Below are 23,906 nucleotides of genomic sequence, written 5' to 3'. Positions count from 1 at the left end.
CGGCGCCAACGAAGTGGCCTTTGAAATTCAGTCACGCTATCTCGATGCCGACGAAGCCGAAGCCGACATCAAGCAGCGCGTGGAACGAAAGGAAGTGGTAATCGGCTTCGGGCATCCGGTGTACACGATCTCGGACCCGCGCAACAAGGTCATCAAGGAAGTGGCGAAGAAGCTCTCGAAGGAAGCGGGCGACACCAAGCTTTTCAGCATCGCCGAGCGCCTCGAAACGGTCATGTGGGACGCGAAGAAGATGTTCCCCAATCTCGACTGGTTCAGCGCCGTTTCATACCACATGATGGGCGTGCCCACAGCCATGTTCACGCCGCTGTTCGTGATTTCGCGCACGTCGGGATGGAGCGCGCACATCATCGAGCAACGCATCGACAACAAGATCATCCGGCCGAGCGCGAATTACACGGGACCGGACAACCTGAAATTCACGCCGCTGCGCGAACGCAAGTGAAGCGCATGTAACACCCGGGCCTTGCCGCCGCGCACGGCAGCAAGGCCTTTTTTGATATCGTAGTCAACGTTCGACCCCCGACAATACCCTTGCAGCATGGCCCTTGAAACCAGACCATGCGATGAGCGAGACACGGCCATGAATACTGCAAACCGCAAACCTCTTCCCGGCACCCCGTGCGATTTCTTCGATGCGCGCGCGGCCGTCGACGCCCTCTCGCCCGGCGCCTACGACACCCTGCCCTATACGTCGCGCGTACTGGCCGAGAACCTGGTGCGCCGCTGCGATCCGGCGATGCTCGACGCCTCGCTGCTGCAACTGATCGAGCGCAAGACCGAGCGCGACTTCCCGTGGTATCCGGCGCGCGTGGTGTGTCACGACATCCTGGGCCAGACGGCGCTGGTCGATCTGGCCGGCCTGCGCGACGCCATCGCCGAACAGGGCGGCGATCCCGCCAAGGTGAATCCCGTGGTGCCGGTGCAACTGATCGTCGATCATTCGCTGGCTGTTGAATGCGGCGGCTTCGATCCCGATGCGTTCCAGAAGAATCGCGCCATCGAGGACCGCCGCAATGAAGACCGCTTTCACTTCATCGACTGGACCAAGCAGGCCTTCGAGAACGTCGAGGTGATCCCGCCGGGCAACGGCATCATGCATCAGATCAATCTGGAGCGAATGTCGCCCGTGATCCACGCGATCAACGGCGTCGCGTTCCCCGACACGCTCGTCGGCACCGACAGCCACACGCCCCACGTCGATGCACTCGGCGTGATCGCGATTGGCGTCGGCGGCCTGGAAGCGGAGAACGTCATGCTGGGCCGCGCGTCGTGGATGCGCCTGCCGGACATCGTCGGCGTGGAGCTGACGGGCAAGCGGCAGCCGGGCATCACGGCAACGGACATCGTGCTCGCGCTCACCGAATTCCTGCGCAAGGAAAAGGTCGTCGGCGCGTATCTGGAGTTCTATGGCGCAGGCGCAGCTAGCCTGACGCTCGGCGACCGCGCGACCATCTCGAACATGGCGCCCGAGTACGGCGCGACCGCCGCGATGTTCTACATCGACCAGCAGACCATCGACTATCTGCGCCTCACTGGCCGCGACGAAGAGCAGATCCGCCTCGTCGAAACCTACGCGAAGACCGCGGGCCTGTGGGCCGACACGCTCACGAACGCGCGCTACGAGCGCATCCTGCGCTTCGATCTGTCGAGCGTGGAACGCAACATGGCGGGGCCGTCGAATCCGCACAAGCGCCTGCCCACGTCGCAGCTCGCCGCACGCGGCATCGCCGGCAAGTGGGAAGAGACGCCGGGCAAGATGCCGGACGGCGCGGTCATCATCGCGGCCATCACCAGCTGCACCAACACCAGCAATCCGCGCAACGTGATCGCAGCGGCGCTGCTCGCGCGCAATGCCAATGCGCAAGGCCTCACGCGCAAGCCGTGGGTGAAGTCGTCGCTGGCGCCGGGCTCGAAGGCCGTCGAGCTCTACTTGCAGGACGCCGCCCTGCTGCCCGAACTCGAGAAGCTCGGCTTCGGCATCGTCGCGTTTGCCTGCACGACGTGCAACGGCATGTCGGGCGCGCTGGATCCGGTGATCCAGCAGGAGATCGTCGAGCGCGAGCTGTACACCACCGCCGTGCTCTCCGGCAATCGCAACTTCGATGGCCGCATTCACCCGTATGCGAAGCAGGCGTTCCTGGCTTCGCCGCCGCTGGTCGTCGCCTATGCGATTGCAGGCACGATCCACTTCGACATCGAGAAGGATGCGCTCGGCACCGGCGCGAACGGCCAGCCGGTGTATCTGAAGGACATCTGGCCGGACGATGCGGAGATCGATGCGATCGTCGCGCAGAGCGTCAAGCCCGAGCATTTCCGCCGCGTGTATGAGCCGATGTTCGCGCTCAAGCAGAAAAGCGGCGACGCCATCAACCCGCTCTACGACTGGCGCGGCCAGAGCACGTACATTCGCCGTCCGCCGTACTGGGAAGGCGCGCTGGCGGGCGAGCGCACGTTGCGCGGCATGCGGCCGCTCGCCCTGCTCGGCGACAACATCACGACCGATCACCTCTCGCCGTCCAACGCGATTCTCGCGAACAGCGCCGCCGGCGAATATCTGACGAAGATGGGCTTGCCCGAAGAGGACTTCAATTCGTATGCGACGCATCGCGGCGACCATCTGACCGCGCAGCGCGCGACCTTCGCCAATCCGACGCTCATCAACGAAATGGCCGTGGTCGATGGCCAGATCAAGAAGGGTTCGCTGGCGCGCATCGAACCCGAAGGCAAGGTCACGCGCATGTGGGAAGCCATCGAGACTTACATGGAGCGCAAGCAACCGCTTATCATCGTCGCGGGCGCGGACTACGGGCAAGGCTCGTCGCGCGACTGGGCCGCGAAAGGCGTACGGCTCGCGGGCGTCGAGGCGATCGTCGCGGAAGGCTTCGAGCGGATCCATCGCACGAACCTGATCGGCATGGGCGTGTTGCCGCTCGAATTCAAGCCAGGCGTGAACCGCGTGACGCTCGCGCTCGACGGCACCGAGACCTATGACGTCATCGGCGCACGCACGCCGCGCGCCGATCTCATGCTCGTGATCCAGCGCAAGAACGGCGAACGCGTGGAAGTGCCCGTCACCTGCCGGCTCGATACCGCCGAAGAGGTGTCCATCTATGAAGCAGGCGGCGTGCTGCAACGCTTCGCGCAGGACTTCCTGGAATCGTCGAAGGCTGCTGCCTGACGCGCCGTCTCTTCTTTCAAAGGATTCGATTCACATGGCACACGCACCTCAAATCAGGATCCCCGCGACCTACATGCGCGGCGGCACCAGCAAGGGCGTCTTCTTCCGCCTGAACGATCTGCCCGAGGCCGCGCGCGTGCCCGGCGCGGCGCGCGACAAGCTGTTCATGCGCGTGATCGGCAGCCCCGACCCTTACGGCAAGCAGATCGACGGGATGGGCGGCGCGACGTCGAGCACGAGCAAGACGGTGATCGTCTCGACGAGCACGCGGCCCGGTCACGACGTCGATTACTTGTTCGGTCAGGTATCGATCGACAAGGCCTTCGTCGACTGGAGCGGCAACTGCGGCAATCTCTCGGCGGCGGTGGGTCCGTTTGCGATCGGCGGCGGGCTGGTCGATCCGGAACGCGTGCCGGACAACGGCATTGCGATCGTGCGCATCTGGCAGGCGAACATCGGCAAGACCATCATCGCGCATGTGCCGATGACGAACGGCGCCGTGCAGGAAACCGGCGACTTCGAACTCGACGGCGTGACCTTTCCGGCGGCCGAAGTGCAACTCGAATTCCTCGATCCGGCAGCGGAAGAGGAAGGCGCGGGCGGCGCGATGTTCCCGACCGGCAACGTGGTCGACGATCTCGATGTGCCGGGCATCGGCACGCTGAAGGCCACGATGATCAACGCGGGCATTCCGACCATCTTCCTGAACGCCGATGCCATCGGCTACACCGGCACCGAGTTGCAGGACGCCATCAACGGCGACGAAGCGGCCTTGAAGCGCTTCGAGACCATCCGCGCACACGGTGCGCTGCGCATGGGGCTCATCAAGAGCCTCGATGAAATTGCCACGCGCCAGCACACGCCGAAGGTCGCGTTCGTCGCGCGGCCGGCGGCATACACGGCATCGAGCGGCAAGCAAGTGGGCGTGGAAGATGTGGACGTGCTCGTGCGCGCGATGTCGATGGGCAAGCTGCATCACGCGATGATGGGCACGGCGGCGGTGGCCATCGGCACGGCGGCGGCGATCCCCGGCACGCTCGTCAATCTCGCGGCGGGCGGCGGCGAGCGTCAGTCAGTGCGTTTCGGGCATCCGTCGGGCACGCTGCGGGTCGGCGCGGAGGCGGTGCAGGCGGAAGGCGCCTGGCAAGTGACGAAGGCCATCATGAGCCGCAGCGCGCGCGTGCTGATGGAAGGGAATGTGCGCGTGCCGTTCGAAAGCTCGAACTAAAGCGTCACGCTTCGTCCGGCAACAAGGCCAGCAGCAGGCGCCGCAATTCGCGGCCCTCCGCTGCCGACAACCTTGCGGTCAGGATGCGCTCCACCTGCTCCACGCGAGGCCGCAGCGTCGCAAGCTGCTTCTTGCCGGCGGGCGTCAACGACAGCACGTAGCTGCGCTTGTCGACGGGATCGTCGGAACGCTCGATCAGCTCATTGCGGGCCATGCGCGCCACGAGTTCCGCGATGGTCGAGCGGTCCACGTCGAGTTCGTCGCCAAGCTGGCGCTGGTTCACGCCCGGCGTCCGTTGCAGGATTTCAAGCGCGGCGTACTGCACGCTCGTGATCTCCGTCGACACCTCGCTCTGCCAGACCGCCAGATGCCGCTGCTGCGCGCGCCGCACCAGACTGCCGGTGAATCGGGAAAGGGCGGCGGGAGAATGTGTTTGAGCAGGCACGGTCGACAGGATCAAGCAGTGGAACGGGTTCGGAACAGCGGACGCAGGAATGCGTTCAGTTCATCGAACGCATCGAGCGGCAGCACATGCGCGACGTATTGATCCGGACGGACCACGATGAGCGCACCCCGTTCGCGATCGATGCCGCGCGCGTCGAAGATATCAGCCGACTCGTCGCGCGTAAATACCTTTTCATAATCCACCAGCCCATAGCGGCCCTTGCGCGGCAACAGCAGCGCATGCAAGTCCTGCAGGCGCACGTCGCGATGCGGAGTCTGCAACACCGCGCGCAGATCGATGACGCTGTCGATGTCGGCATCAGGTGGCGTGATGTCGCGCAGCCATGCAGCCAGATGCTCACAGAGCGCGTCGAAGGCTCGACCGCTTGCATCCGCGAACGCATACAGACGCCAGCGGCCATCGGCGAGCGCTGCGTGACCGAGGTGCATCGGCCTGGCATCGGCGATGCGGATCACCGGCGCCGAATGAAAGCGCGTGCCGATCGTGAAGCCGCGCGCGAGCGCCTGATGCGTAGTCGCACCCGTCAGCGGACCCGGCCGGTAATGCGTGGCAACGCCCGCCGTATAGCGGCCCGCGCGCACGAAATACGCCTGCAACTCCGCCGGATCCACGCCGCCCGCTTCCGGATGCGCCGGGTCTTTCGGCGGCGCGGCCATCATTGCGGACCATTCCTTGTCGAAGTCGATCAACTCCTGCGCAACCGGTTGGCGTTCATCGGAATAGGTACGCAGCAGGCTGGCATCGCTGCGGCCCTGAAGCACTGCGCCCAGCTTCCAGCCGAGATTGAAACCATCCTGCATCGACACGTTCATGCCCTGCCCCGCCTTCGCGCTATGCGTATGACAGGCATCGCCCGCGATGAACACGCGCGGTTCGCGCGATGAGCCATCGGGCGTCAAGGCGTCGTCGAAACGTTCGGTCAGACGCTGGCCCACTTCATACACCGAGAACCACGCGACTTCCTTCACATCGAGCGTATAAGGATGCAGGATGCGCTGCGCCGTCCCGATGATGCGCTCCACCTTGATCTGTCGAATGCCGTCGCGGTTCTCGGGCGTCACTTCGCCGAGATCGACATAGAAGCGCACGAGATAACCGCCCTCGCGCGGGATGAGCAACAGATTGCCCTTGCTCGCCGACTGGATCGCGGCCTTGAGGCGAATGTCGGGGAAGTCGGTCACCGCCAGCGCATCCATCACGCCCCACGCGTGATTGGCGGCGTCGCCGTTGAGCGTCTGACCGATGGCCGCACGCACGCGGCTGCGGGCGCCGTCGCAACCCACGACATAACGCGCGCGGATCTTCGTCTCTTCACCGGCGCGCTCCCCTTCCGTGCGCTTCAGCGTGACAGTGAGCGGATGATCAGAAGCGTCGTCGCGCGTGACATCGACGACTTCGAGCGCGTAATCCGGTTCGAGGCGCTGCGCGGAACGATGCATCAGATCGAGCAGATAGGCCTGCAAGCGCGCCTGATTCACGATCACGTGCGGAAACTCGGACATGCCGGTTTCGGTATCCTGAACGCGTCCGGTCCGACGAATCGCGCCCCGGTCAGCGGCATCCGGCCGCCAGAACACCGTTTCGTTGACCCAGTACGCTTCGCGCAGCAGCCGTTCGCTGAGACCGAAGGCATGGAACATTTCCACCGTGCGGCACGCGACGCCGTCCGCCTGCCCCATCAGCAACGGTCCCGCACGACGTTCGACGATGCGCGTGGTGATCGACGCAAACTGCGCCAGCTGTGCCGCGAGCACGAGTCCAGCCGGACCGCTGCCGACGATGAGCACATCCACCGCGTCAGGCATGGCAACGTGCGGCGCGCCTTCGGCGGCGGGTTCGATGCCCGGATCGTCCGTGCGAAAACCGTTGAGATGAAATTGCATGATGTCTGCCTCCACAAGGTCTCGATTTCTCTGGATCGAAATATACTCCGTATGCCAACTATATCCAAGAAGTTATCGGAGCCCTGCGGTTTACCCGGAGAAGGCCGATCGGCTGGTTTTTTTTGAGCGGACCGGCGCCCGTGCGCCGGTCCAACGTGAAGTCAGGAAAGCCGCGGCGCCTTCCTGTGCTGCGTGCCGCATTCATACGCGTAGGCATAGCCGAGCAGCGCGCCCTCGTCCCATTGGCGTCCGACGAAGATCAGGCCGAACGGCGAGCCGGATTCGTAGTATCCGGCCGGCACCGCAATGCCCGGCAGACCCGCGATATTGATCTCGCCGACGGTCGTTTCCTGGATGACTTCCTTGCCGTGCAGCGACGGAAGCTCGTTGCGCATCTGCGGGAACACGAGCGCATCGAGACGATGCTGGCTCATCACGCTGTCGAAGATCGTCAGGTAACGCGCCTTCAGTGCGACGAATTCCGGCATCTCGGGCGGCAGCGACGGATCGGCCAACGCGGTGCGAAAGTCCGCAAGGCTATGCAGATAACGCAGCACGCCATTGGGGCCGAATGCATCGTCATCCCGCGTCGCTTCGGCGAACTCCGCGAACGTCTTGAGCGCCGCATCCCTGCCCAGGCGTTGCAGATACTTCTCCAGATCGTACGGAATGGATTCGAGTCCACGCGCATCGAAGTGTTCGAGCGGCGGCGTCGGCTTGCGCAAGTCAGCGAAACCCGAACCGGCGAACGGATCCTCGATCAGCACCGCGCCCAGTTCCACCAGTTCCCGCTGCACGCGTTCATAGAGCGCGGCGGCTTCGTCGGAGAGCGCTTGCGTGCGCCAGCCCGGCCCATACAAGCCGATGCGCTTGCCCTGCAACGCATCCGCCGCAAGCGCCGCTGCATAGCCTCCCGCAGGCTGACGGCCGACGCCGGCCAGCGTCTTCGGGTCTTCGCTGGAATAGCCCGCGAGCGCATCGAGGCACAGCGCCGCGTCGCGCACGGTGCGGGCAATCGGCCCGACGACATCGCGATTGCCCGACAAGGGCACGACGCCCGCATTCGGCACCAGCCCGATGGTCGGCTTGATGCCGACGAGATCCTGCGCCGACGCCGGGTTCTGGATCGACCCGCCGGTTTCCTCGGCGAGCCCGAGCACCGCCATGCCCGATGCCACCGCCGACGCCGTTCCCGCGCTGCTGCCGCCGGGTGCGCGGTCGGGCATCGGCACGTTGAGGGTCGGGCCTGCCCAGCTGTCGTTCGCATGCGTGCCCGTATGACTCAGGATGGGCACGTTGGTCTTGCCGAGCAGGATCGCGCCCGCGCGCCGCATGCGTGCGACGACCGGCGCATCGCGGGCCGGCATCAGGTCGACGCCGCCATGCTTGCCATACAGCTTCTTCCATCCCGCCGTGGTCGGAAAGCCGACCATGTCCATCGGATCCTTGATGACGACCGGCACCCCGGCGAGCGGTCCCAGCACTTCGCCGGCAGCGCGCCGCCGGTCGATCTCGCGTGCGTCGTCGAGTGCGGCGGGGTTCAGGAAGATCAGCGCGTTGTAGCGCCCGTTATCGCGCTCGATCCGCTCGAAGCAGGCCTGCGCCAGGTGTTCCGCCGTGAAGGCGCCGGCCTTGAAACCCGCCTGCACGGCTTCGACCGTGAGCGTATCCAGATCGATCTCCATCGCACTGCCTCGTTCCATTCGGTGCTCCTGTTGAGGTGGTGTTCGAACGCGCGACGCTCAAAGCTGCACGCCCCGCGTGAGCGCGCCATCGACGACGAAGTTCGCCCCGCTCACGAAGCTCGCCGCCGGACTCGCGATGAACGCCACCGCGTTGGCGATTTCCTGCGGCCGGGCCATGCGGCCGGTCGGATTCAAAGCGAGCGCGCGTTCGAACAGCGCGGCATCGTTATGCTCGATCCAGTCCCACACGCCGCCTTCGAAATACACATTGCCCGGCGATACCGTATTCGCGCGAATGCCCTTCGCGGCCAGCTGGTTCGCGAGCCCTTGCATGTAGTGAATCAGCGCGGCCTTGAACACGCCGTAGGGTCCGGCGGCGAAATCGATCTCGCGTCCCGACACGCTCGATATCGCGACGATCGAAGCCGCCTGGCTCGCTTCGAGAAACGGCATCGCGGCATCGACGAGATTCACGGTGCCCAGCAGATCCGTCTCGAACTCCTTGCGCCAGGATTCAATGTCGTTGCCAATGGCAAGCGCGCTCACATTGGCCACGACGATATCCATCCCGCCCCAGTCCGCCCCGACGCGCGCGACCCATGCCTTGAGCGCGGCGCCATCGGCCACATCGACGGCCGCGCCCGATGCACGCGCACCGCTCAATTCGGCCAGCGCCTCCGCGGTGGTTTCAACGGCGGCCGCATCGCGCGCGCAGATGGCGACGTCCGCGCCTTCCGCCGCCAGTGTCCGCGCAATCGCCAGCCCGATGCCCTTGGTGCCGCCGGTCACGATCGCCTTCAAGCCCTTCAGTTGCAGGTCCATGTTCGCCGCTCCTGTGCATGTCGGTCAGACGCCGGGACGGCGCGCTCACGCTTTCTCGCGCCCGTCCCCTGAACTCATGCCGCGCGCAATCTGCAGCACTTCGCCCGCCTGGATGACGGAGTGGCAGATGTCGTCGATGGTCACGCGCTTCTCCATTGCCTGCGCGCGCAGCATGTCGTAGGCCTCGCGTTCGCTCACGCGATGCATGATCATCAAGATGTTCTTGGCTTCCTGCAGATGCCGGCTGTCGAGCAGTTTCTGTTCGAGCTTCGCGATGCGCTGCGCATGCTGACGCGCGCGCTTCGAGTGATACAGCGCCATCACCACCGTCGAGAGCAGACCCGAAGCGCGCACCGGCGTCGTGACGATGCCGTCCGCGCCGAGCTTGATGGCCTGGTCGATGAAGGTCGGATTCTCGTAGGAAACCACGCAGATGACGGGCGGCGTTTCCGGGCCGGACCACTCGCCGCAGGGCGCGCGTTCTTCCGGCAGCAACGCGCGGAATACGAGATCGACGCGCTCGGGCAAGGTGTCCAGCGGCGGCCAGCAGCGCTCCACCTGAAAGCCCATGCGCCGCAGGTGATTGGCGAGCGTCTGTCCATCGTTGTCGTCCGGATGGAAGACGAGCACCCGCGCATGGCGCTCGAGGATCGAACTGGTGAGGCTCCGCTGGCCTCGGTCCGGGCGCGCGCTCACGTCAGGAGTCCCGCGTGCTCAGCTTCGTGACCCAGTCCCCGAGCGTCTGACGCGTCATATAGGGATCGGGCCCGACGGCGAACTTCGATTCGCGCAGGATGGTGAACTGGCCGTCCGCCGAAGCGCGGCCAATGCGCGGATAGAGCGCCATGTGATGATTCACCGGATCGATGCGCACACGGCCTTGCGGCGCGTTGAACTCGGAACCGAGCAGCTGCGGCATGATGCTCGCGAGCTTGTCGGAGCCCGCGCGCGCGAACGCTTCCGCGAACATGTGCATCTGATAGTAGGCGGCTTCCCAGTTCATGTCGGTGGGCGTGTGCGCGCCGTAGCGCGACTGATGCAGCGCGACCGCACGATGGTTCTCCACCGTGTCGATGCTCTGGAAATACGGCGCGGCCGTGATGTGGCCGGCGGCGCTGCCGGGCTCCATCGCGCGGATTTCCGTCTCCGAAGTATTGAGGCTGCCGATGGGCATGCGGGCCGGATCGAAGTCGGCATGCGCGTAGGCGTCGTAGAGATACGGCACGGTCTCGCCGATCACCGTGCAGAAGATCCAGTCCGGCGCCTTGCGGCGGATATCGGCGATGACCTGCTCGAACTGCTCGCGCGTGGCGTCGAGCGGCAGATAGCGTTCGCCGAGGATCGCGCCTTCGGGATGCTGGAGCAGCAGCTCCTGCATCGTGCGATTGCATTCGTACGGATAGACATAGCTCGACCCGACGAAATACACCCGCGCGCCGAAAGTCTCGGTCATGAAGTCCGCCAGCTGCACGCCGTTCTGATTCGGCGACGCGCCGCTATAGATGATGTTGTCCGAGTACTCGAAGCCCTCGTACATCTGCGCATAGATCAGCAGACGGTTGTGCTTTTCGACGACCGGCAGCATTGCCTTGCGGCTCGTGGACGTATAGCCGCCGAAGATGGTGTTGACCCCGTCCTTCAGGATCAGCCGCTCCGCCAGTTCGCGGAACGCGGCCGGGTCGGAGCCGGGGTCGTAGTGCAGCGCAACGAGTTCGCGTCCGCCAATACCGCCGCGCGCATTGATCTCGTCGACGGCGAGACAGGCGCCTCGCCATTGGGACTGCTCGAGCAGCGCGGTCGAACCGCTGGTCGAGCACAGCAGGCCCACTCGAATGGGATCGGACAAAGCCATTTCTTGACACGCTCTCTTGTTTGCGCGAAGCCGCGGCCTCGCGCCTGGGTCGTCTGGTGTCGTTTCTTCCGACTGAATGATGCGTTACTTCAGATAGTGCTTCGCGACCATCGCGCCAACCGTGTATTTTGGATCGACAAAATTGCCCAGGCGCACGCGGCCCACCTGACTCAGCATCATGTACGCGTCCCACTTGTCGAAGCCATACTCCGCGGCCATCCACAACACGAGCTCGCGATAGGCAATGCGCGTGGCATCCTCCAGCGGCCGAGCGCTGCCGATGCTCATCAGCGCGTCTTCATTCTCGAGCCTCGGCCAGTCGATCCGCCAGCCCTTGATGAGGTCCACGCGCACGGTGGTCGTGCTCTGATACTCGACGGCGGTGCCGCACACCTCGCCATCGCCCTGGCAGGCGTGCGCATCGCCGATGAACAGGCGTCCGCCCGGCGAGCGCACCGGCAGATAGGTGATGCTGCCCGGCCCCATGTCCGGCACGTCCATGTTGCCGCCGTGATTATCAGGTGTGAGCGAGTTGATCGAATCGATTTCCGGCGAAAGACTCAGCGTGCCGATATGCGGCTTGTACGGCAAGGTGTTGCGCTTGCTCCAGTACACGTTCTCCTCGTCGATCCTGATCTTGCGCACCACTTCCGGCAAGGGCTCGTTGAGCAACGCGGTGTAGTCGGTGCCGGTCAGCCCGCCGAAGTTCGGGATCATGCAGCAGAAGCCGTGCGGGTCCGGGCCGCGCGGCGCCATCTTCTCGATGTACACCGCGACCACGTCGCCCTTCTCGGCGCCTTCGATCATGATCGGCCCGTTCTGCGGATTGAGGAACGGCACTTGAAGCACCTGCGAAGGCTTGTCCGTCTCCTCCTTGATCTTGCCTTCGAAGGCATCGCGCGTTTCCACCACGATGCGGTCGCCCGGCTTCACGTGCAGCACCGGATCCGAGTACGGACCGATGGTGTAGTGATAGGTCTTCTGCATCTGCTCGGTGAGATGATGCTCCACCGGCTCACGGCCCGCGCCCTGGCCGCGCTTCATCATGATCGAGTCCTCAAGCCATTTCATGTTCCGCTCTCCGTCACAGTGCCAGATACTGGCGAATGAGTTGCTCGTCCCCGAGTTGCGCGGGACTCAATGTCTCGACAATGCGGCCCTTGTCCATCACGCAGCAGCGTGTCGCAATGCGCTCGACCATGCCCATGTCCTGTTCCACCAGCACCACGCCAATGCCGGTTTCGCGCGCGATCTGCTGCAAGGTCTCGCCGATCAGATCCACGATGGACGGCTGGATGCCCTCGGACGGCTCGTCGAGCAACAGCACCTTCGGCGCGCTGATGAGCGCGCGGGCAATGGCGAGCTGCTGCTGTTCGCCGCCGCTCATCGTGCCCGCCTTCTGCGCGTAGCGCTGCTTCAGGATCGGGAAATAGTCGACGACCCGCTCGCGCATCTGCGCGGCCTTCGCCCGGTTCGCCTGCGCGCCGACCTGAAGGTTTTCCGCGACCGTCAGCGCGCCGAAGATCTCGCGGCCCTGCGGCACATAGCCCATGCCCTGCTGCGCTCTCACGTAGGGCTTCTCATGGCCGATTGCCGTACCGTCGAGGACGATCTCTCCGGCATCGAGCGGCACCAGCCCGATGAGCGCACGCATCAGCGTCGTCTTGCCGACGCCGTTGCGGCCGATCAGCGCCAGCACCTCGCCCCGTCCGATGCTGAGCGACACGCCATTGAGCACGCGTCCGCCGCCATACCCTGCTTCCACGCCCGACACTTCGAGCAACGCGCTCATTTCTTTTTCCCCAGATACACTTCGGCGACATCGTCGCGCGCGAGGATCTCGTCGAGCGGGCCGTCCGCCAGCACGCTGCCGCCGTGCAGCACCGTGACGCGCGACGCAATCTGCTTGACGAAGGTCATGTCGTGCTCGACCACCATCATCGTGAGCCCGGCCGCCGACAGCCGCTTGATGAGCTCACCCGTTGCATGGGTTTCCTCGACCGACATCCCGGCCACGGGTTCGTCGAGGAACAGCAGCTTCGGCCGCAGCGAGACCGCCATGGCGATTTCGAGCCACTGCTTCTTGCCGTGCGACAGATTGCGCGCGAGCACGTGCTCCTCCTGCTCCAGCATGAAGCGCTCGAGCAGGTCGTCGAGGCTTTCGGGCCGGTCGTCGCGCGCGCGATGCAGCGACAGTTGCAGATGCTGGCGCACGCTGAGATCGGGGAACACGCCCGGTATCTGGAACTTGATGCTCATGCCCAGGCGGATGCGCTCGTGCGGCAGCACATGGCTCATGTCCTCGCCGAGAAACATCACGCTCCCCTCCGACGGCCGATGCTCCCCCGTGATGAGCTTGAAGAAGGTGCTCTTGCCCGCGCCGTTCGGCCCGATCACGCAGCGAATCTCTCCTGCGTCGATGCTGAAGTCGATGCCGTTGATGACGTGCGCGCCGCCGAAGTGCTTCTTGAGTCCGCGCGTTTCCAGCAGCGTGGTCATGATTTGCCCTCCTCGCGCTTGAGACAGGGGCCGCCGTGGCGCGCGCCGCCGCCCGCGCGGCCGGCGAGCCGTCCGAGTTGCCGCGTGACGAACGGCAGCAGGCCTTCGGGCGCGGCCAGCACGACAATCAGCAGGATTGCGCCGAGCAGGATCAGCGCGTACTGGCTGCCGTACACGGCGAGATTCTGCGAGAGCCAGACCAGCAGCGCGGTGCCGAGAATCGTCCCGCCAATGGTCTTGCGCCCCGATGTGGCCACCCAGATGACCGGCATGGCGGCCGCGGTGAGGCCCATCGTCGATGGAGTGATGTAGGAGCCCCAGATCGTGTAGAGCGCGCCCGACAGACCGCCCAGCGTGCAACCGAGCACGAACACGAGCCACTGATGACGGCGGATGTCGACGCCCAGCATCTCTGCGCGCTGCGGGTTCTCGCGGATGGCGATCAGCGTGAGACCGAACGGCCCGTCGAGCAGCTTGCGCATGACGGCGTAGACCACGATCAGCAGGATCAGCACGAGATAGTAGAAGCTGGCGTTCTCCAGCGTCAGCGGGCCGCCTGGCCAGGGAATCGTCAGCGGCGTCATGCCGCCCATGCCGTTGTAGCCGTTGAGCCGCGCTTCCCCGATCGCCCATTGCGGCCCGGCGGTCTGCGCCATGAAGGTTTCGAGCACCAGCGTCACGGACAGCGTGACGATGCCGATGAACACGCCCTTGATGCGGCCATAGAAGATCATGTAGCCGATCAGCGCAGCCGCCAGCACGCTGACCACGAGCCCCGCGCCGAGACCGAGCCACGACTGAAACCAGTAATCGCCATAGTTCAGCGTGAAGATGCCGTAGCTATAGCCCGACAGCCCGAAGAACGCCGTCTGCCCGAACGACAGAATGCCGCCGTAGCCCCACATCGCGGCCAGGCCCATCGCGCTGAAGGCCCACAGCAGGCAGTACGCGAGATTGCCGCTGGTGTTGGCATCGACGACGAGCGGCAGGCACAGCGCAACGAGCCACGGCAGCACGCGCAGGACCCGCGCGCAGGCGCCGGGCGCAGCGCTGGAAGCCATTCCGGTTTGCTTCATGCAGGCCTCCTAGCGCAGGCGGGTAAAGAGATTGCCGAGGCCTTGCGGCATCAGCCGGATCACGACGATCACCGTCAACAGCAGCCCGATCTGCCCGAACAATTGTCCATAGGAAGCCGTGAGCGCCGTCTGGATGATGGCAAGGACGCCAGCCGCCGGCGTCGTTCCGGCAATCACGTTCGCGCCGCCCACGACCACCGAGACGAAGGCCTGCACGATGAAATTGCTGCCCATGGTGGGCACCGCCGTCATGGTCGGGGCGTACAGCGCGCCCGTGAGGCCCGCGAGCCCGGCGCCGAGCGCAAAGGTCAGCGTGTAGAGCCGGTCCGTGCGCAGGCCGAGGCATTGCGCGATGCTCGCGTTCTGGATGGTCGCGCGGGCGCACACGCCGTAGTTGGTCTTGAAGAACAGCAGATAGAGCCCGAAGAGAATCGCGAGGGCAATGAGCGGCAGCACAGCGCGATAGGTCGAGAACGAATATTCGCCGAGCGAGAAGGAACCGAACGGCGTCGCGATGCCTTCCATGGACGGCCCCGCGACGAGCAGCATGGTCTGCTGCACGATGAGGCTGATGGCCCAGGTGGCGACCACCGAATCGAACAGGCGGTCATAGAGATGACGGATCACGAGCCGTTCGACGATCACGCCGGCGCACGCCGCCGCGAGCGCGCCGAGCAGCATCGCGAGCGGCAGCGGCAGGCCGCGCTTCGCGGCGATGATGGTGACATAGGCGCCGCACATGATGAACTCGCCGTGCGCGAGGTTGATCACGCCCATCATGCCGAAGATCACTGCGAGACCGAGCGCGGCGAGCACCAGGTAGGCGAAGTTGTCGCCGAACTGGTAGACGAGCGAGTAAAGCGTGGTGAGAGTGGCCATGCATGCTCCACGTTCAGGAAGACGCGCGCGCGGCGCCTGGCAGCGCGCGCCGGCTTCGGATCAGGACTTCTTGGGCAGGTTCGACGGCGTGTACTGGCGATGATCCGGCTTGTTCGGCAGATCGCAGCCGACCTTGCCGAGCCAGTACGGCTGCACGTCGTCCCATACCTTCGGAATCTCGACGCTATGGTCTTCCTTCACGTGCACCAGATAGATGGTATGGCTCGCGTGATGGCTCTTCGGGTCGATGCAGACCTTGCCCTGCGCGCCTGTCGTGCAGATGTCGCCGCTCTCGAGCGCATGGCGCACCGCATCCTGGTTCGTCGTCTTGGCCTTTTCGACGGCAGCCTTGTAGAGATAGATGGCGTCGTAGGCGTTGGCCGCTTCCTGGTTGATGTACGGCTCGTTCGGGAACTTGGCGTGGAAGCGTTTCTTGAAGTCATTGCTTGCCGGTGAATCGACTTCCTCGACATAGTTCGCCGTCACATACATGTCCTTCAGTGCCGGCGGTTTGAAACGCTTGTGCTCGTAGGCCTGGCCGACGTTGACCGAACTGGCCATCGGCAGGTTCAGATGCGCCGATGCCTGCTGCTCGTAATACGACGCCTGGTTCGCGCCGACCAGCAGCGTGACCACGAAGTCCGGCTTGGCCTTCTGGATGTTCTGGATGGTCTGGCCGAACTGCGACACGGACAGCGGGATGAATTCCTCGCCGACCATCGTGCCGCCATTCTCCTTCACGATGTTGCGCACCCATTCCGCCGAGATCTGCCCGAAGTTGTAGTCGGCGGCGATGGTGTACACCTTCTTGCCGTACTTCTGCATCATCCATGGAATGAGCGTGGAGAACTGCTGCTCGGGCACCGCGCCGGTCACGAAGGTGTTCGTGTCGCACACACCGCCTTCGTACTGGTTGTCGTACCAGTAGAGCTGATGTGCGCGGTCCATGATCGGACGGATGGCCTCGCGCGATGCGCTGGAGAACGCGCCGAAGATCACATCGGGCTTGTCGGTCTGCACGAGACGCCGGGCGAGTTCCTGGAACTTGGTGTTGTCCGACTGCGTGTCGTAGGCGATCAGCGTCACCGGACGTCCGAGTATGCCGCCCTTCGCGTTGATCTCCTCGACCGCAAGTTGGGTAGCGTGGATCTTCGGAATGGTGGCCAACGCGAAGTTTCCTGAAGCGTCCTCCAGCAAGCCGATCTTCACGGGATCGGCGGCGCTCGATGCGAGCGAGGTCAGTGCGAGTCCTGCGGTAAGGGCGAGACGCATCCAGCCCGACGGCTTCAGCAACATGCGGGTTCTCCAGAAGTGGGCGCTAGAACAGCGGAATATTTCGGACAAAAAAAAGCCCCTTGACGAACCAGTGGTTCGTCAAGGGGCTTCTCTGCCGGGTCCTCGGGCGGACATCATTGTCGGGCCGCGAGGGTGACTCAAGTCTAAAACGCTGAATTTTTGCTTGTCAACCTCGATCAAAAATCAGTGAAGCACGTGAACGCGCGTGCAGCGTCGCTCAATAATCCCACAGCACCGGCACGAAGCGAAAGCCCTCACCGTTCTTCGCAATGCGTCCGATGGACGGGAACGCGACATGCGCCGCGGCCAGCAAGGCGCCGGATTCGGCGGCTTCATCGAGCAACGCGATACGCACGTCCGCGGCTTTCTCGGGATCATGCTCGAAGCCGTTTTGCCAGGCGGGATGATCGAAGTTGACTTCGAAGATCGCGTCGCCGACGAAGGTCAGCTTCTCGCCGTTCGACGCGACATCCACCACGCAATGCCCCGGCGTGTGCCCACCCGTCACGCGTGCCGACACACCCGCTGCGACGTCCACGGTCCGGTCGAAGAGCACGATGTTTTCGCTGTACAGCTTCACGAAAGTTGCAGCCGCTCGGCGCAGCGCGGGCGGTACCGATTCCGGCATGACCGTCCTGCTGAAGTCAGGATCTTTCCAGAACGCCACTTCCGCCGCCGCCACGTGAATGCGCACGTCAGGACGCAGCTTGGCCTTCACGCCGTCGTTGTTCAGCCCGCCGACATGATCCATGTGCATGTGCGTGATCACGATATCGGTGATCGCCTTCAGGTCGATGCCCGCCGATTCGAGACGCATCACCGACTGACCCGCGCGCGAGAAGTATTCGAAGCCGTCGCCCACGCCCGAATCGATCAGGATCAGATGCTCGCCGCTGCGCACGAGCGCGATGTTCAACGCCCAGTCGAACCTGTCGCGCTGCAGGAAGCGGCTATCGAACCATGCGTTGCGGTCCGCCTCGCTCACGTTGGTGGACATCGTCGAGGTCGGCAGCGGCAGCACGCCATCGCTGATCAGCACGACATCGACGTCACCGATACGCACCGCATAGCGGGACGGCACGAGTTCGCCTGCATTCTTCCTGCCGAGGCTCGCGGTAACGGGCTGCACGTTGCGGGTAATCTGGCTCATGTTCGAGACTCCTTTCATCACGGGGATATGCCGCACGAGGCGACGAATGTCGCGGGCCTGATCCGGCTCGCGTTTCGATCAACTGTGCGACAGAGTGTAGTGAGGAGAAGCGCGCGCCAATAGCGTCGCGAAGGCCTACAGGATGTTGTCCTGGCGGCAATAATCGATGGTGCGGGAACGCTGCGCCGGCAGCGCGTATAACCATCAGGCAGCGGCGCTTATACAGGAATTTTGGGGCGTCATTCAAACGCCTCGCGACTTGTTTTCAAGTGGGTGCGTACCGGGTGCGCAACTGGCCACGGCGTTCGCACCGAGCCTTGCGACGTCGCGTCGCAGCCCTTGCCCCCAGACGTTTGCTCCCGCCACGAGGCGTCGGGTTCGAGCGTCAGTCCGGCTTGCGGCGCCGCCTAACTACGGTCCATGTCGCAGTGATCGCGCCTCGCTGCGCGCATATTGTTTCGGCGCCATGCCGGACCAGCGCCGGAACGCACGGATAAAGGCCTTTTCCGAGGCATAGCCCACTCTCTCCGCGATCTCGATCAGCCTCTGCCGGGTGTGCCTGAGCGCATCACTCGCGAGATACATGCGATACGACGTGAGATGACCGATCGGCGTTTCGCCGGCGAGTTCGACGAAACGCGCGCTGAAGCGCGAGCGCGACATGCCCGCCGCAGCCGCCAGCGACTCGACAGTCCAGTCACGCTCCGGATTCCGGTGCAGCAACGCGATGGCTTTGCCGATCTGCGGGTCCATGATGCCGCGCAACCAGCCGGTATGGCTGACCGCCGAACCCAAATGCGCGCGCAGCAATTGCACGAACAGCACGTCGGCGAGCCGCGCCGCCGCCACCGCCCAACCCGGCTGGCAGGACATCGATTCGCGGATGAAGGAAGAAAGTGTGCTCGCGAGCCAAGGGACCATGGCAGGATCGTTCGCGCGCACGTGAATGAGCGGCGGCAACACCGAGAAAAGCGGACAGCGCATGGCCTCGCGATATACCACGATACCCGTATATAGTTCGCTCACCGAGCCGCCGCCGCCCGCGCTGAAGCGCAGCGGCGTGTCGAAGCTGGGGCGTATGCCCTGGCTCGCCATCAGGTCGTCGAATGGCACGGGCCTGACCTCGGGCGACGACGCGAGCACGTGCTCGTGCCCATGCGGCAGCAGCAGGAAGTCACCAGGTTCGACGAGCACGGGCTCCATCCCTGCGACGATGACGTAGAACGGGCTGCCGAAGGCCGTTCTGAACATGGCGCCGTCGACAGCCGGCTTGCTGAGCGCAAACGGCGCGGTGAGCGAGAAGTACCCAGTGACCACGGCGTCGGCGCACAGGTCCGCGAGAATATCGCTCAACAAGTCGGTTGCCATCGCCTTCTCCGATCCGGGGCTAGAAGCGCCGCTCGATGCCTACCATCGCGCCGAACTGGTTCGCGCCCGTCTGTACCGCGCCCCCAGCCGCGATCGCGTTCGCCGCAAGCGGGCTGTTGAACATATAACTCACCGACGAATAAGCGGTGGTGCGCTTCGAGAGGGCGTAATTCACGCGCCCGACCAGCATCGTCGAATTCGAATCGTCGCGCAAGATGTAGCGCAGCGCCTGGCCGTCGCACCAGAGCGCGGGCGTGAAGAACCAGGTCGTCCCGAGGAAGAAGATATCGGATTGTGCATGCCTCTCTGCCGAGGTATTGCGCCGGATCCACCCGCCGCCCGCCTTGCCGCGGCTGTACTTCACATATGCGTCGACGATGACCCGCGTGTCTTTGTAGTCCGGGTTCACGAGCGGTGCCGCAGCGCCCGGGCCGCCGTTCATCACGTCGTACGACGCAGCCACCCCGCCCCACGTGCCATCGTAGGCGAGCATCGCCGTGTACTGGCGGCAGGCCACCGCGGCGCCCGGAATCTGGCCCGCGCAGTTCGTCGCGGAAGGCCCGGCAGGTCCTGCCGCGTCGCGGCCGAAGCTATAAGTGCCGCCTGCCGTCACGCCATGAAACTCCCCGAGATAGCCGATAGCGCTGTCGCTGCGCGCGTTTGGCAGATAGCCATCGAAGCTCGCCATCGAATGAATCGAGGGACCGATAACATCTGCGTTGAGCAGCGCGTACATCGACATGTTCATCTGGCGGCCGAGTGTGAACGAGCCGTAGTCGCCGCTCAGGCCCACATTGGCTTGGCGCCCGAAGAGCCGGCCGCCGTAGTTCAGCGCACCGCTGTCCGTTGCGAAGCCGTTTTCCAGGACGAAAAACGTCTTGAAGCCACCGCCTAGATCCTCGACGCCGCGCAGCCCGAAGCGCGACGGCATCTCGCCGGTAAGCGACGGCATGCCGACGAACGAGCCGCCTTTTGGCACGTTGTCGTAGTACTCGATGCCGGTATCGACGATACCGTAAAGTGTCACACTACTTTGGCCGCAGGCCAGACTCGCCGTACCGGTCAGTGCGGCTACCGCCCATAGCTTCTTCAATACCCACTCCAACTAAGTCGTGACAATTATCGATGCAATGTCCCACCTGCTTTGACCAGGAAGAGGCATCCGCTGCCGGCGATCCGCGCCCCACAGGTCGGGTCGCCCCCCGGCCCGCCTTCGATCAATTCGTCCTGCTGCCTGCAAGAATCCACTGCACGACGGTTTGAGCGTCTGCGGTGCTGATCGGGTTCGGCGGCATGGGCACGGCGCCCCAACTGCCCGAGCTGCCGTTCTGCACGTGAGTCACGAGTGTCGCGAGTGCGCCGGCATTGCCCTTGTAGCGGGCGGCCACGTCGCGGTATGCGGGACCAACGAGTTTCCTGTCGACGGCGTGACAACCGAAGCAGGCATGCTGGGTCGCAATCTGCTGGGCGCGCGCAACGTCGATCGCGGCTTCGGCGCGCGCGCCGGTTGCGCTCAGCACCGCTACCAACGGCACGATCAAGCTACGGATACGGATCATGTAAAACACCTCGTCAAAGGTTGAACGGAAGGGTTCCCTTGCGTCAGCCAAGTGGCTGTTCGAGCGGCATTGTGCGCAGGTGCTTGCCTGTCGCCTGAAACAGCGCGTCGGCAACGGCCGGCGCGACCGGCGGCAAGGCTACTTCACCGCAGCCTTGCGGCGGCCGGTCGCTTGCCACGATCACCACCTCGATCGTCGGCATCTCAGCGAGATACAGGAGCGGGTAGTTGGAAAAGTTGTCCTGCTCCACAGCGCCGCCCTTGAACGTGATCTCGCTCTTGAACGTGTTCGTCAGCGCGAAGCCAATGCCGCCCTCGACCATCTCGCGAATCAGCATGGGATTGACGGCGCGCCCGCAGTCGATGCCGCACACCACCCGCTCGAGTTTCGCGCGGCCCTCCACCATGCGCAGTTCCACGATCGTGGCGACATAGGTCGTGAACGCGCCGCCGCGCCCGGTGTAAAGGCAATAGGCAACGCCACGATGCACCCCCGCCGCCGGCTTGCCAGACCAGCCGGCCTTCGCGGCGGTCTGGTCGAGCACGCGCACGGCAAGCGGGTCGTGTTGCAGCATCGTCCGCCGGTACACGAGCGGGTCGATCCGCGCCGCGTGCGCGAGTTCGTTGACGAAGCTTTCGAGGAAGAACACGCTCGACGTACTGCCCACGCTGCGCATGAAGCTCACGGGAATCGGCTGGGTAACGTTGACCGAATCAACGAGCAGGTTCGGCACCGCGTAGCCGAGGTCGTACAGGCCATCGAGCATGGTTTCGTCCCAACCGCCCATCTTTTCGAAGTAGTCGCGCTTGATCGACCAATAGAGCGACTGCCCCACCACGCGCACGCGCATGGCTTGCGGATAACCGTCGGGACCAAGCGCCGCGCGCATGCGCGCCGAGACGCCTGGGCGATAAAAGCCGTGGCGAATGTCGTCTTCGCGCGAGCGGATAACCTTAACGGGTTTGCCCACGGCCTTCGACGCCACGGCCGCGTGAATCACGAAGTCCGGCAGGTACTTGCGCCCGAAGCTGCCCCCAAGGAAAGTCGTGTTCACGATCACCTTTTCCGCACGCACGCTGAAGATGGCGGCGAGCGTCCAGCGCACCTTGTCCTGCCCCTGAATCGGCCCCCATACCTCGATGTCGTGCTCGCGCACGTGCACGGTGGCATTCACGGGCTCCAGCGTCGCGTGCACGACATAGGGCGTGTGATAGTCCGCTTCGACCACGCGCGCCTGCGGCGCATCGAGATACGCCGCCGCGTCGCCGATTCGCGTGGCGACCGGCGCCCCGGTGGCGTTTAGCGCGGCCTTGCGCTGCGCGAGTATCGTCGCACTGTCGAAGGGTGCCGTGCCGCCGTCGTCCCATTGCACGTCGACCGCGTCGCAGCCCTTCTTCGCCTGCCAGTACGACTGCGCGACCACGATCACGGCATCCTTCGCCTGCACCACCTCGACCACGCCCGGCATCGCGCGCACCGTATCGCGATTGCGCACGGCAACAGGCCTGCCGTTGAGCGTCGGCGCCATTTTCACGGCCCCGTTGAGCATGCCTGGGACGACCACGTCGACACCGAACCCTGCACGCCCGCTCACTTTCGCGGGCACGTCGAGTTTGTGCAGCGACGCGCCGATGAGCGTGTGCATCGATTCCGGCTTCAAACGCGGCTCCGCATCGAGCGGCAGCTTCGCTACGTCATCGAGCAATTCGCCGTAGGCGACCGCGCGGCCCGTTTGCAGCTGGATTACTCGGCCGCTCTTCGTCGTGCACTGCGTGGGCCGCACGCCGAGCCGATGCGCGCCGGCCTTCAGGAACGCCTCACGCACCTGCGCGCCGGCCACACGCAAGCGCGTGTAGAACATCGTCATCGACATCGAGGCGCCGACGAACTGCTGCGGCATTTCATTCGCTGCCGAAATACGGTAAGCGTCGCGCCCCGTCACGAACGCCACGCTCACCTGGCTCCAGTCGGCATCCATCTCGTCGACGAGCACTTGCGGCAGTCCCGTGTAGACGCCTTGCCCGACTTCCGCCTGGGACAGACCGATTATCGTTCGGCCATCGGCGTCGATACGCACCCAGTCGTTGATCTCGTGAAAGCGCGAGGTTTCGCCGGCAGCTTCGGCGTGGGTGCTCCATGCGAGCGGCAGCACGAGACTGCCTGCCACGGCAAAGCCTACCCTCAGGAAAGCGCGTCGGCCTTCGCTGCACGCGCCCTGATCGCACTCACGAATTCGCTGCGACATGAATGGCCTCGCGAATACGGTGATAGGTCGCACAGCGGCACAGGTTCGTCACGCCCTGGTCGATCTGCGCGTCGGTGGGGTGCGGATACTGGGTGAGCAGCGACGCAACGGCCATCACCATGCCCGACTGGCAATAGCCGCATTGCGGCACGTCCTGCTTGATCCATGCGGCCTGCACGGGATGCGTCACGCCGGGCGAAAGCCCTTCTATGGTGGTGATGCGGCGCCCCGCGACCACTGATACCGGGAGCACGCACGAGCGCGTCGCCTCGCCTTCCAGATGCACCGTGCACGCCCCGCACGCGCCGATGCCGCAACCGTACTTGGTGCCGGTCAGGCCGGCGGCCTCACGAATCACCCAGAGCAGCGGCGTTTCTGGATCGCCGTCAAACTCGAAGGGGCGTCCGTTCAGTGTGAATTGCATGTCATCTCTCCCGGAAACATTGTCGGCCGAAGGCTCACTGCCGCCGAACGCGATGAGTGAAATTCTTGGGCCGGACCAAATGTTCGGCAATGGCATGCACACCCGATTAGGTTGCCGATCGTCTCGCAATGCGTCTTGCAGCGAGTAACCAGCAGAAGGGATTTGCTTTCCCTGAAACACTGTCATGCATGGTTTCACTGAATGCGACAGTCATATGGCCGCCGCATCATCCATACATGGCATTTTCTCGCTTGACGAAACATTGGAGAGACTCA

21 protein-coding genes are annotated in these 23,906 nt (G+C 64.4%); 3 read left to right on the top strand and 18 right to left on the bottom strand.

The annotated features are described in order from the left end of the window. The 3 genes from QCE62_RS17575 to prpF all read left to right on the top strand — a co-directional run. Window positions 1–463, top strand: a 463-nt coding sequence (locus QCE62_RS17575; protein WP_309920961.1) for a citrate/2-methylcitrate synthase, incomplete at its 5' end; no start/stop codon positions are given. A 138-nt stretch (window positions 464–601) separates the two neighbouring features. Continuing rightward, window positions 602–3,199, top strand: a complete 2,598-nt coding sequence (gene acnD, locus QCE62_RS17570) for a Fe/S-dependent 2-methylisocitrate dehydratase AcnD (RefSeq protein WP_309920958.1) — start codon at window positions 602–604, stop codon at window positions 3,197–3,199. A 34-nt stretch (window positions 3,200–3,233) separates the two neighbouring features. Continuing rightward, a complete protein-coding gene (gene prpF, locus QCE62_RS17565; RefSeq protein ID WP_309920955.1) occupies window positions 3,234–4,427 on the top strand; it encodes a 2-methylaconitate cis-trans isomerase PrpF in 1,194 nt (397 codons plus the stop codon). Between the two features lie 4 nt (window positions 4,428–4,431). On the opposite strand, the gene QCE62_RS17560 is transcribed toward prpF, so the two are convergent. The 18 genes from QCE62_RS17560 to QCE62_RS17475 all read right to left on the bottom strand — a co-directional run bounded on the left by QCE62_RS17560 (window position 4,432) and on the right by QCE62_RS17475 (window position 23,631). Beyond that, entirely contained in the window at window positions 4,432–4,872 is a 441-nt protein-coding gene (locus tag QCE62_RS17560; protein ID WP_309920953.1) for a MarR family transcriptional regulator, read from the bottom strand. 11 nt (window positions 4,873–4,883) lie between these two features. Beyond that, a complete protein-coding gene (locus QCE62_RS17555) occupies window positions 4,884–6,776 on the bottom strand; it encodes an FAD-binding monooxygenase (RefSeq protein WP_309920950.1) in 1,893 nt (630 codons plus the stop codon). Between the two features lie 161 nt (window positions 6,777–6,937). Next, a complete protein-coding gene (locus QCE62_RS17550) occupies window positions 6,938–8,479 on the bottom strand; it encodes an amidase (RefSeq protein WP_309920947.1) in 1,542 nt (513 codons plus the stop codon). Window positions 8,480–8,518: 39 nt separating this feature from the next. Next, window positions 8,519–9,283, bottom strand: a complete 765-nt coding sequence (locus QCE62_RS17545; protein WP_309920944.1) for an SDR family oxidoreductase — start codon at window positions 9,281–9,283, stop codon at window positions 8,519–8,521. 45 nt (window positions 9,284–9,328) lie between these two features. Continuing rightward, window positions 9,329–9,979, bottom strand: a complete 651-nt coding sequence (locus QCE62_RS17540) for an ANTAR domain-containing protein (RefSeq protein WP_309920941.1) — start codon at window positions 9,977–9,979, stop codon at window positions 9,329–9,331. Window position 9,980: 1 nt separating this feature from the next. After that, window positions 9,981–11,135 carry a transporter substrate-binding domain-containing protein gene (locus QCE62_RS17535; protein ID WP_309920938.1) on the bottom strand — a complete coding sequence of 385 codons (1,155 nt, stop codon included), beginning with the start codon at window positions 11,133–11,135 and terminating at the stop codon, window positions 9,981–9,983. A gap of 84 nt (window positions 11,136–11,219) precedes the next feature. After that, window positions 11,220–12,206, bottom strand: a complete 987-nt coding sequence (locus QCE62_RS17530) for an acetamidase/formamidase family protein (RefSeq protein ID WP_309920936.1) — start codon at window positions 12,204–12,206, stop codon at window positions 11,220–11,222. A 13-nt stretch (window positions 12,207–12,219) separates the two neighbouring features. Then, window positions 12,220–12,927 (bottom strand): ABC transporter ATP-binding protein, encoded by a 708-nt coding sequence (locus tag QCE62_RS17525; RefSeq protein WP_309812794.1) that lies wholly within the window; start codon window positions 12,925–12,927, stop codon window positions 12,220–12,222. Then, the gene (locus QCE62_RS17520) at window positions 12,924–13,634 is read right to left on the bottom strand and encodes an ABC transporter ATP-binding protein (protein WP_309920933.1); all 711 of its coding nucleotides are present in this window, start codon (window positions 13,632–13,634) and stop codon (window positions 12,924–12,926) included. Before QCE62_RS17520 ends, QCE62_RS17525 begins: the two co-directional genes overlap by 4 nt. Next, window positions 13,631–14,710, bottom strand: coding sequence for an ABC transporter permease subunit (locus QCE62_RS17515; protein WP_404987377.1), 1,080 nt, complete (start codon window positions 14,708–14,710; stop codon window positions 13,631–13,633). Before QCE62_RS17515 ends, QCE62_RS17520 begins: the two co-directional genes overlap by 4 nt. 9 nt (window positions 14,711–14,719) lie before the next feature. Next, window positions 14,720–15,589 carry an ABC transporter permease subunit gene (locus QCE62_RS17510; RefSeq protein WP_309920932.1) on the bottom strand — a complete coding sequence of 290 codons (870 nt, stop codon included), beginning with the start codon at window positions 15,587–15,589 and terminating at the stop codon, window positions 14,720–14,722. Window positions 15,590–15,649: 60 nt separating this feature from the next. After that, window positions 15,650–16,885 (bottom strand): urea ABC transporter substrate-binding protein, encoded by a 1,236-nt coding sequence (locus QCE62_RS17505; RefSeq protein WP_309834307.1) that lies wholly within the window; start codon window positions 16,883–16,885, stop codon window positions 15,650–15,652. A 217-nt stretch (window positions 16,886–17,102) separates the two neighbouring features. Next, on the bottom strand, window positions 17,103–18,035 hold the full coding sequence (locus QCE62_RS17500) for an MBL fold metallo-hydrolase (RefSeq protein WP_309920928.1): 933 nt from the start codon (window positions 18,033–18,035) through the stop codon (window positions 17,103–17,105). A 411-nt stretch (window positions 18,036–18,446) separates the two neighbouring features. Beyond that, the gene (locus QCE62_RS17495; protein WP_309920925.1) at window positions 18,447–19,403 is read right to left on the bottom strand and encodes an AraC family transcriptional regulator; all 957 of its coding nucleotides are present in this window, start codon (window positions 19,401–19,403) and stop codon (window positions 18,447–18,449) included. Window positions 19,404–19,422: 19 nt separating this feature from the next. Further along, the gene (locus tag QCE62_RS17490; RefSeq protein ID WP_309920922.1) at window positions 19,423–20,496 is read right to left on the bottom strand and encodes a porin; all 1,074 of its coding nucleotides are present in this window, start codon (window positions 20,494–20,496) and stop codon (window positions 19,423–19,425) included. 124 nt (window positions 20,497–20,620) lie between these two features. Next, the gene (locus tag QCE62_RS17485; protein WP_309922870.1) at window positions 20,621–20,962 is read right to left on the bottom strand and encodes a c-type cytochrome; all 342 of its coding nucleotides are present in this window, start codon (window positions 20,960–20,962) and stop codon (window positions 20,621–20,623) included. A 43-nt stretch (window positions 20,963–21,005) separates the two neighbouring features. Continuing rightward, window positions 21,006–23,207, bottom strand: coding sequence for a molybdopterin cofactor-binding domain-containing protein (locus tag QCE62_RS17480; protein WP_309920919.1), 2,202 nt, complete (start codon window positions 23,205–23,207; stop codon window positions 21,006–21,008). Beyond that, window positions 23,188–23,631 (bottom strand): 2Fe-2S iron-sulfur cluster-binding protein, encoded by a 444-nt coding sequence (locus tag QCE62_RS17475; RefSeq protein WP_309920916.1) that lies wholly within the window; start codon window positions 23,629–23,631, stop codon window positions 23,188–23,190. The genes QCE62_RS17480 and QCE62_RS17475 overlap by 20 nt, the downstream gene beginning before the upstream one ends. Between the last annotated feature and the right edge of the window lie 275 nt (window positions 23,632–23,906).

Origin of the sequence: Caballeronia sp. LZ033, from assembly GCF_031451265.1 — a bacterium.
Taxonomy (GTDB): domain Bacteria; phylum Pseudomonadota; class Gammaproteobacteria; order Burkholderiales; family Burkholderiaceae; genus Caballeronia.
Note: the sequence above shows the minus strand (reverse complement) of the source record. Positions and strands in the feature narration are given on the sequence as shown.

Excerpts from the sequence above, each read along its gene's own strand:
- acnD (WP_309920958.1), top strand. The coding sequence starts at position 602 with ATGAATACTGCAAACCGCAAACCTCTTCCCGGCACCCCGTGCGATTTC.
- prpF (WP_309920955.1), top strand. The coding sequence starts at position 3,234 with ATGGCACACGCACCTCAAATCAGGATCCCCGCGACCTACATGCGCGGC.
- QCE62_RS17555 (WP_309920950.1), bottom strand. The coding sequence starts at position 6,776 with ATGCAATTTCATCTCAACGGTTTTCGCACGGACGATCCGGGCATCGAA.
- QCE62_RS17550 (WP_309920947.1), bottom strand. The coding sequence starts at position 8,479 with ATGGAACGAGGCAGTGCGATGGAGATCGATCTGGATACGCTCACGGTC.
- QCE62_RS17545 (WP_309920944.1), bottom strand. The coding sequence starts at position 9,283 with ATGGACCTGCAACTGAAGGGCTTGAAGGCGATCGTGACCGGCGGCACC.
- QCE62_RS17535 (WP_309920938.1), bottom strand. The coding sequence starts at position 11,135 with ATGGCTTTGTCCGATCCCATTCGAGTGGGCCTGCTGTGCTCGACCAGC.
- QCE62_RS17530 (WP_309920936.1), bottom strand. The coding sequence starts at position 12,206 with ATGAAATGGCTTGAGGACTCGATCATGATGAAGCGCGGCCAGGGCGCG.
- QCE62_RS17525 (WP_309812794.1), bottom strand. The coding sequence starts at position 12,927 with ATGAGCGCGTTGCTCGAAGTGTCGGGCGTGGAAGCAGGGTATGGCGGC.
- QCE62_RS17520 (WP_309920933.1), bottom strand. The coding sequence starts at position 13,634 with ATGACCACGCTGCTGGAAACGCGCGGACTCAAGAAGCACTTCGGCGGC.
- QCE62_RS17515 (WP_404987377.1), bottom strand. The coding sequence starts at position 14,710 with ATGAAGCAAACCGGAATGGCTTCCAGCGCTGCGCCCGGCGCCTGCGCG.
- QCE62_RS17510 (WP_309920932.1), bottom strand. The coding sequence starts at position 15,589 with ATGGCCACTCTCACCACGCTTTACTCGCTCGTCTACCAGTTCGGCGAC.
- QCE62_RS17505 (WP_309834307.1), bottom strand. The coding sequence starts at position 16,885 with ATGTTGCTGAAGCCGTCGGGCTGGATGCGTCTCGCCCTTACCGCAGGA.
- QCE62_RS17500 (WP_309920928.1), bottom strand. The coding sequence starts at position 18,035 with ATGAGCCAGATTACCCGCAACGTGCAGCCCGTTACCGCGAGCCTCGGC.
- QCE62_RS17495 (WP_309920925.1), bottom strand. The coding sequence starts at position 19,403 with ATGGCAACCGACTTGTTGAGCGATATTCTCGCGGACCTGTGCGCCGAC.
- QCE62_RS17485 (WP_309922870.1), bottom strand. The coding sequence starts at position 20,962 with ATGATCCGTATCCGTAGCTTGATCGTGCCGTTGGTAGCGGTGCTGAGC.
- QCE62_RS17480 (WP_309920919.1), bottom strand. The coding sequence starts at position 23,207 with ATGTCGCAGCGAATTCGTGAGTGCGATCAGGGCGCGTGCAGCGAAGGC.
- QCE62_RS17475 (WP_309920916.1), bottom strand. The coding sequence starts at position 23,631 with ATGCAATTCACACTGAACGGACGCCCCTTCGAGTTTGACGGCGATCCA.